Raw genomic sequence first — 6,221 nt, 5'->3', positions numbered from 1 at the left:
GAACCCATAGATTATGTGGGGCTTAATTTGGTAGACTTTAGACTGGAAGTACTAGATTCACAATGGAGCTCTATGGATCGTAGTTGGATGGAAAGTAACAGAGAGTTTTTAACGCCACTATTAAATTTTAAAAATGCTGGAGGACAAGAATCGTTTGCCAAGAAATTGCAGGATGCTATAAAACCTCAACATGTTAATGAAGTTGAAGGGTTGCAAATACTATATTTTGTAAATCAAAATAATGCAGATGAAGATGTAGTTAATTTTTCAGAAGAAGTAATAGATGCCTATATAGATAATGTAATTACAGATACTCAGTTTAATGGTCTTTTGGAAAATCCATTTTTTATATTTACTCCAGATATTCCTATAAATAATATTAGAGAATATTTGAGTTGTTTTGACATCTCTAAAGGTGCCGAGTTAACTATATTTGTAGATCAACCTCTTAATAATCGACATGATCCTTTTTCAGCAGCCGGAGATAAAGCAGGACATGCCTTTATTGGAATTCGTCAAGGTAATGTTCAAAGATATTTTGGCCTTTACCCTAATGGCTCGGCTACACCTTTTGACACTAATCATCCTAACATATTTGGTAATAATCAAGGTGATGAATTTAATGTTAGTATAACTTTTCAAATTGATAAGAACTCATTATCTTCAATAATTGACAATGCTGTTAATTATAATCAAAACTATGATTTAAATGATAATAATTGTACTGACTTTGTACTAGAAGTGGCTTCAATTTGTCAATTTGCTTTACCAGATCCTCAAAGTACATGGTTCAATGGGGGAGGAAGTAATCCCGGAGCTTTTGGACAAGCCATAAGAAGCATGGATTTACCGAATGGTATGATAAGAAATGTTAATCGCGGAAATGCAAATAATAATTCAGGAACATGTAATTAAGATAAGTTATGAAAAATAAAAGAAAGTTCATTTCGATAATTGTTTTAACGTTAATTAACTTCTATTCTTGTCAAAAAGTAGAAGAATCTAAAAATGTGAAAGCAGATCTCACCTTCAAATCAATTACGTTTGCGAGCGCATATGGCGCTACAAAAGATCAATATGAGGAATATATAAAAGAAATGGATAGCGTTCTAAGAAATGAAGGATTAGAGTTAAGTAAAGAAAAAATCAAATTGTATAAATATCACTCAAAACTTAGAGACCATGACCTTTTAAGATTACCTTATATTTTCCTTCATTTTGGTAAAGATTCAGTAATTACTGTATATGTCTCAGAAAATGAATATGAAAAGGTAAAGAATATAAAACATATTGATTTATTAAACGAGGGAAAAAAAGCCATCATAGAACTTGAAATGATAAAGAAAGATAGCGCCATTTACTATTCAGATAACATAATAGACATAAGTAAAGTAAAAGGAAAATCAAGATCTAACATTTAATGAAAAATGAAAAAAGCATTGATTTTCTCCGTATTCATTCAATTTTTCTTCAATGGCAATCAAAATAATAATAGCAAAGTATTAGTAAAAGACTTTATAAACAACATTGTGTTTTCACAATCTTACCAAGATGGTGATCTCGAAAAGTATATTAAAATTTATGAAGTGAAAGGTGAAGAAAAATCTAGACTTACAGATTATATATCATATTTTGTTTCACTAACAAAGGAAGAATTAATAAATATAGATTATGATATCATAAGTTATGAAGAAGTAAAAGGTTACCCTTTATTACAAGAGGATGAAATATATTCAAAATTATAATCAAGATAGGATATCTTTATCTTTAAAAGGAATGAGCCCGATACAGTATCGAGCTCATTATCTAAATTAAATTTTTGTTTAACCGTCCAACTTTTTGGGTTCAGTACAAAAAGAGTGGTTTTTTGTTTAACAGTAAGATTAGTTTTTCCAAAAAAATTACTTAATCACCATCTTTTTCGATGTAATTTTTCGACCTCCCACATATAATGTATAGAAATAGGTGCCTTTGGCCAAGCCATCACTATTGATATTCAATTCGCCATTACCAGTTTCTTGTAAAGCAACGGTTGAAAATACTTGCCCTACAGCATTGCTGAATACAATAGACGCATTGGTAATACCCTTGGGTAAGTAATACTTAATGGTCGACGTCCCATTAAAAGGATTTGGAATATTTTGATACAGTACAGGAGTATTTCCTTTGCTAGTTGGGTCCTGTCCACCTCCGGTATTTTGTTCTAGCGCTTCAATACGAGCAATAAGATCTTCAATAACAGTTTGCTGTGTTTGGTTTTCGGCAGCCAAATCCGCTATCTCTTGTTGTGCATTGTCAAGTTCAGTCTCCAAAGAGGTAACTACAGGTGATAAATCAACAGTTACCGACGCGCCATTCTCAATTTCAATCGTGAGATTACTTCCACGTAAACTTGCAGCCGTTAAATTTTGACGATCTGTATTTGAATAGGTAGAAAGATCAATCGTATTTCCATTGGAAATACTCAAAACATCAGAATTCAAACTCAACGTTTGGTTATCGGTTCCTGTACCATCTCTTAAAACAGATAAATCAATACTGTTCCCGCCAGAAATACTAAGATCTGTATCATTTAAAACCAGGGTTTGTGAATCTGTGTTATCTAGATAACCAGATAAGTCTATGGTATTCGTGCCGTTGGCAATGCTTAATACATTATTTGAAAATGATAATTCCTGGGCATCGGTATTGTCTAAATACCCTGATAAATCTATAGTAGTAACTCCGTTAGCTATACGTAATATGTTATTTGAAAATGATAATTCCTGGGCATCGGTATTGTCCAAATATTTAGAAAGATCAACCGAAGTGGCATCGTTGGTTAAACTCAATGAATTTCCGGACAGTTCTAAATCTTGAGCGTCAGTATTATCCAGATATCCCGATAAATCTACAGTTTGCGTAGCAACACCATCCCTTTCTAACGATAATTCAAGGTCATTTCCGTTTAACTGAAATACATCAACAGTTTGGTTATCTGTATTATCAAGGTATTTAGAAAGATCTACCGAAGTAGCATCATTGGTCAGGCTCAATGTATTTCCAGATAACTCCAAATCCTGGGCATCGGTATTGTCTAAATATTTAGCAAGATCCACTGTAGTGTTGTCATTGGATAAGCTCAAGGTATTATCCGTAAGCTCAAGGTCCTGCGAGTCGGTATCGGTTACCCACTCGGTACCATTCCAGAGGTATAATTTATTTTCTTCATTATCATATACCATCATTCCGTTTTCTCCAGCATCGAGGCTTGCAGCAAAATCGGTACGTTGTGTTGTGGTCATCCTGTTTATCAAAAGTCCTTTGTTGGTAGCACTCATATGTAAAGAAGCATTCGAATTTGGCCCCCATGTTCCTATTCCAACTGTTCCGCTTGATCGTAGAGTAAGTGTATTTTGTGGTGTTTTTGGTTGAATTCTAAAAGGAAGTTTACTCCCATTAGTTACATCTCTAATAAAGAAATTAGCTTCATTTCCAGCTACATCCCATACCTGGGTTCCAAAACCACCATTTTGGCCTAAACGCAAGGTGGGAGTATCATTATCCAAAATATTAAGCTCTATATCCCCAGGGCTGTTGGTCCCAATACCAATATTACCATTATCTGCAATTCGAAAAGCATTATTTGGTGCTCCTGCATCTATTCTAAATGGTTTTTTCCCTCCAGTCACATCGTCAATAGAAAAATAATTGTCTCCGCCATTACTATTATCATTAAATGTAAATCGCCAATCGTTTCCAGGAAAAGAGGCCGATGCCGAAGTATCTTCAAACAACATTCTAAGGTTATTTTCGCTCATTACAAAAGTGTCGGATCCAAAACTATAATTATTCTGGGCGTCTCCTCCTATTTGCATAGAACCTTGAACAATGACATCGGTGTTAAAAACCTGATCTTGTGAAAATAAAGCAGTTGATAGTAATAAAAAAGTAAATCCTAATTGTAATTTTCTTATCATATTTGTGGGGTTTGATTTTTGAAGCTGCAAAAATACTAATTAACATTTCTTTAAGAAAAATAAATGCTGTTAAATATTCTTTCTTAGGCATCAATAGTATCTGCGCAAAACTATTTGGAATATGTATTTTAAACCATTCGTAGCCCTACGTAATTTTGTATATTCAATTTGAGATATTTTTAATATATAATCCCCCTGTAATACGTACTTTTGAAGTAGTAATACCTTTTGCATGAATATCCTTCACCTTGATACAAATCATCCCTTGCTATTAGATCAGCTACGAGAAGCTGGTTTTCAAAACGATGAGGATTATACCTCTCCTAAAACCGAAATAGAATCTAAAATTTCAAAGTATCACGGCATTATAATTAGAAGTCGTTTTGCCATTGATAAAACCTTTCTCGACAAGGCCAAAAACTTAAAATTTATAGGTCGCGTAGGTGCAGGACTTGAGAATATTGATACCGATTATGCCGAAAAAAGAGGTATACACTTATTTAATGCCCCAGAAGGTAATCGCAATGCCGTTGGTGAACATGCTCTTGGAATGATTTTATCGCTATTTAATAAATTAAATCAAGGAGATGAAAGTGTACGAAACGGGAAATGGCTTCGAGAAGAACATCGCGGTATCGAATTGGATGGTAAAACGGTGGGTATCATTGGATATGGAAACATGGGAAAAGCCTTCGCGCGCAAACTACGTGGCTTTAATGTAGAGGTAATTTGTTATGATATACTCGAAGATGTAGAGAATAACGATGCACTACAGGTAAATCTGGAAGAGCTTTTTGAAAAAACCGATGTATTGAGCCTACACACTCCTCAAACACCTCAAACTATCGGGATGATCAATAAAGATTTTATCCAAAAATTTAAAAAAGCATTTTGGTTAATCAATACAGCGCGGGGTAAAAGTGTTATAACTCAGGATCTGGTTGATGCTTTAAAAGAAGGAAAAATCTTGGGCGCCGGATTAGATGTGCTCGAATATGAAAAATCATCTTTCGAAAACCTGTTTTCCTCAGAAAAAGAGATGCCAAATGCTTTGCAAGAACTGATGAAAATGCACAATGTAATTCTAAGCCCACATGTTGCGGGGTGGACGATAGAATCCAAAGAAAAGCTGGCACAAACCATTGTAGATAAAATTAAAGTCGAGTTTTGCTAAAAGAACTATTCATATCATTGCTTTCAAGATATACCGATGATGTTGTACTAGCGGAGTCACTTTGGAAAGATCTTCAGAAAAAGTATAGCGCAAGAAATCGGCATTATCATAATTTGTCACATTTAGATCATATTCATCAGGATTTGGTATCCATAAAAGATCGAATCATGGACTGGGATATGTTATTATTTGCCATATTCTATCACGATTACAAATACAATATCCTAAAACAAAATAATGAAGAGCTAAGTGCAAAAAAGGCAGTTATTGTGCTCAATACACTCGGGATAGACCAAGATCGAATCAACCTTTGCGAAGAACATATTCTTGCCACCAAAGGACATTCTATCTCAGAAAACCAGGACGTCAATTATTTTACCGATGCAGATTTAGCTATTTTGGGGAGTGAGTGGAACGCTTATAAAACCTATTTTACAAAGGTGAGAAAAGAGTATAATTATTATCCTGGATTGATCTATAATAGAGGGCGCATCAAAGTACTAAAACAGTTTTTGGATATGCCCCGAATTTTTAAAACAGATCATTTTTTTATTGATTTAGAAGGAAGAGCAAAAATCAATATTGAACGTGAAATAGAATTACTTTCCAGATAAAGTATAGTTTTTTCTAAATTTATAGAGTGAGAAAAACGATTTTCATTTTTGCGGCATTAGTAGTGGCCCTACTGGTCCTTTTTCAACTTAGTAAATACAGTTTACTTACTGGAAATTCATCAATAGAAGCTATTATTGCCATCATTGCCATTGTATTTTTTGTTATCGGTGTTATTATCAACAAAAGAATACTTCATAAAGAGAAAAATGTAACCCAGGAAATTAATCACAAAAAAATTGAAGAATTAGGGCTAAGTAAACGCGAATATGAAGTTCTTTGTGAAATAGCAACCGGATTATCTAATAAGGAGATTGCCGAGAAATTATTTGTTTCTGAAAGCACCATAAAGACACATGTATCCAATGTGCTGGTAAAACTAGATGCCAAACGCCGTACACAAGCGATCCAAATTGCCAAAGAGCTTCAGATTATACCTATATAATATCCATTTAGTACTAAAGTTTGATACTTTT

At 33.9% G+C, this 6,221-nt stretch carries 7 protein-coding genes and 1 pseudogene; 7 read left to right on the top strand and 1 reads right to left on the bottom strand.

Annotated elements, in window-relative coordinates:
* The 4 genes and pseudogenes from U6A24_RS18085 to U6A24_RS18075 all read left to right on the top strand — a co-directional run.
* Positions 1 to 915 (top strand): annotated as a pseudogene (locus U6A24_RS18085) (hypothetical protein); the annotation flags it as partial.
* Positions 916 to 923: 8 nt separating this feature from the next.
* Positions 924 to 1,421 (top strand): hypothetical protein, encoded by a 498-nt coding sequence (locus U6A24_RS18080; RefSeq protein WP_324181408.1) that lies wholly within the window; start codon positions 924 to 926, stop codon positions 1,419 to 1,421.
* A 6-nt stretch (positions 1,422 to 1,427) separates the two neighbouring features.
* Entirely contained in the window at positions 1,428 to 1,745 is a 318-nt protein-coding gene (locus U6A24_RS23225) for a hypothetical protein (protein ID WP_407654068.1), read from the top strand.
* The gene (locus U6A24_RS18075; RefSeq protein WP_407654066.1) at positions 1,723 to 1,815 is read left to right on the top strand and encodes an IS3 family transposase; all 93 of its coding nucleotides are present in this window, start codon (positions 1,723 to 1,725) and stop codon (positions 1,813 to 1,815) included. The genes U6A24_RS23225 and U6A24_RS18075 overlap by 23 nt, the downstream gene beginning before the upstream one ends.
* A gap of 86 nt (positions 1,816 to 1,901) precedes the next feature.
* Here the strand turns inward: U6A24_RS18075 and U6A24_RS18070 are convergent, their stop codons facing one another.
* Positions 1,902 to 3,959: a T9SS type A sorting domain-containing protein gene (locus U6A24_RS18070; protein WP_324181407.1), complete on the bottom strand. Its 2,058-nt coding sequence runs from the start codon at positions 3,957 to 3,959 to the stop codon at positions 1,902 to 1,904.
* 232 nt (positions 3,960 to 4,191) lie between these two features.
* Between U6A24_RS18070 and U6A24_RS18065 the strand changes: the two genes are divergently transcribed.
* Genes U6A24_RS18065 through U6A24_RS18055 form a run of 3 tightly spaced genes read left to right on the top strand, consistent with a single transcriptional unit; the run spans position 4,192 to position 6,190 of the window.
* Positions 4,192 to 5,133 (top strand): 2-hydroxyacid dehydrogenase, encoded by a 942-nt coding sequence (locus U6A24_RS18065; RefSeq protein WP_324181406.1) that lies wholly within the window; start codon positions 4,192 to 4,194, stop codon positions 5,131 to 5,133.
* Positions 5,127 to 5,747: an HD domain-containing protein gene (locus tag U6A24_RS18060; protein WP_324181405.1), complete on the top strand. Its 621-nt coding sequence runs from the start codon at positions 5,127 to 5,129 to the stop codon at positions 5,745 to 5,747. The genes U6A24_RS18065 and U6A24_RS18060 overlap by 7 nt, the downstream gene beginning before the upstream one ends.
* A 26-nt stretch (positions 5,748 to 5,773) precedes the next feature.
* Positions 5,774 to 6,190 carry a response regulator transcription factor gene (locus U6A24_RS18055; RefSeq protein ID WP_324181404.1) on the top strand — a complete coding sequence of 139 codons (417 nt, stop codon included), beginning with the start codon at positions 5,774 to 5,776 and terminating at the stop codon, positions 6,188 to 6,190.
* Positions 6,191 to 6,221 lie beyond the last annotated feature (31 nt).

This window comes from Aquimarina gracilis (assembly GCF_035285365.1).
GTDB lineage: Bacteria > Bacteroidota > Bacteroidia > Flavobacteriales > Flavobacteriaceae > Aquimarina > Aquimarina gracilis.
This window is presented reverse-complemented; position numbering and strand designations above follow the sequence as displayed.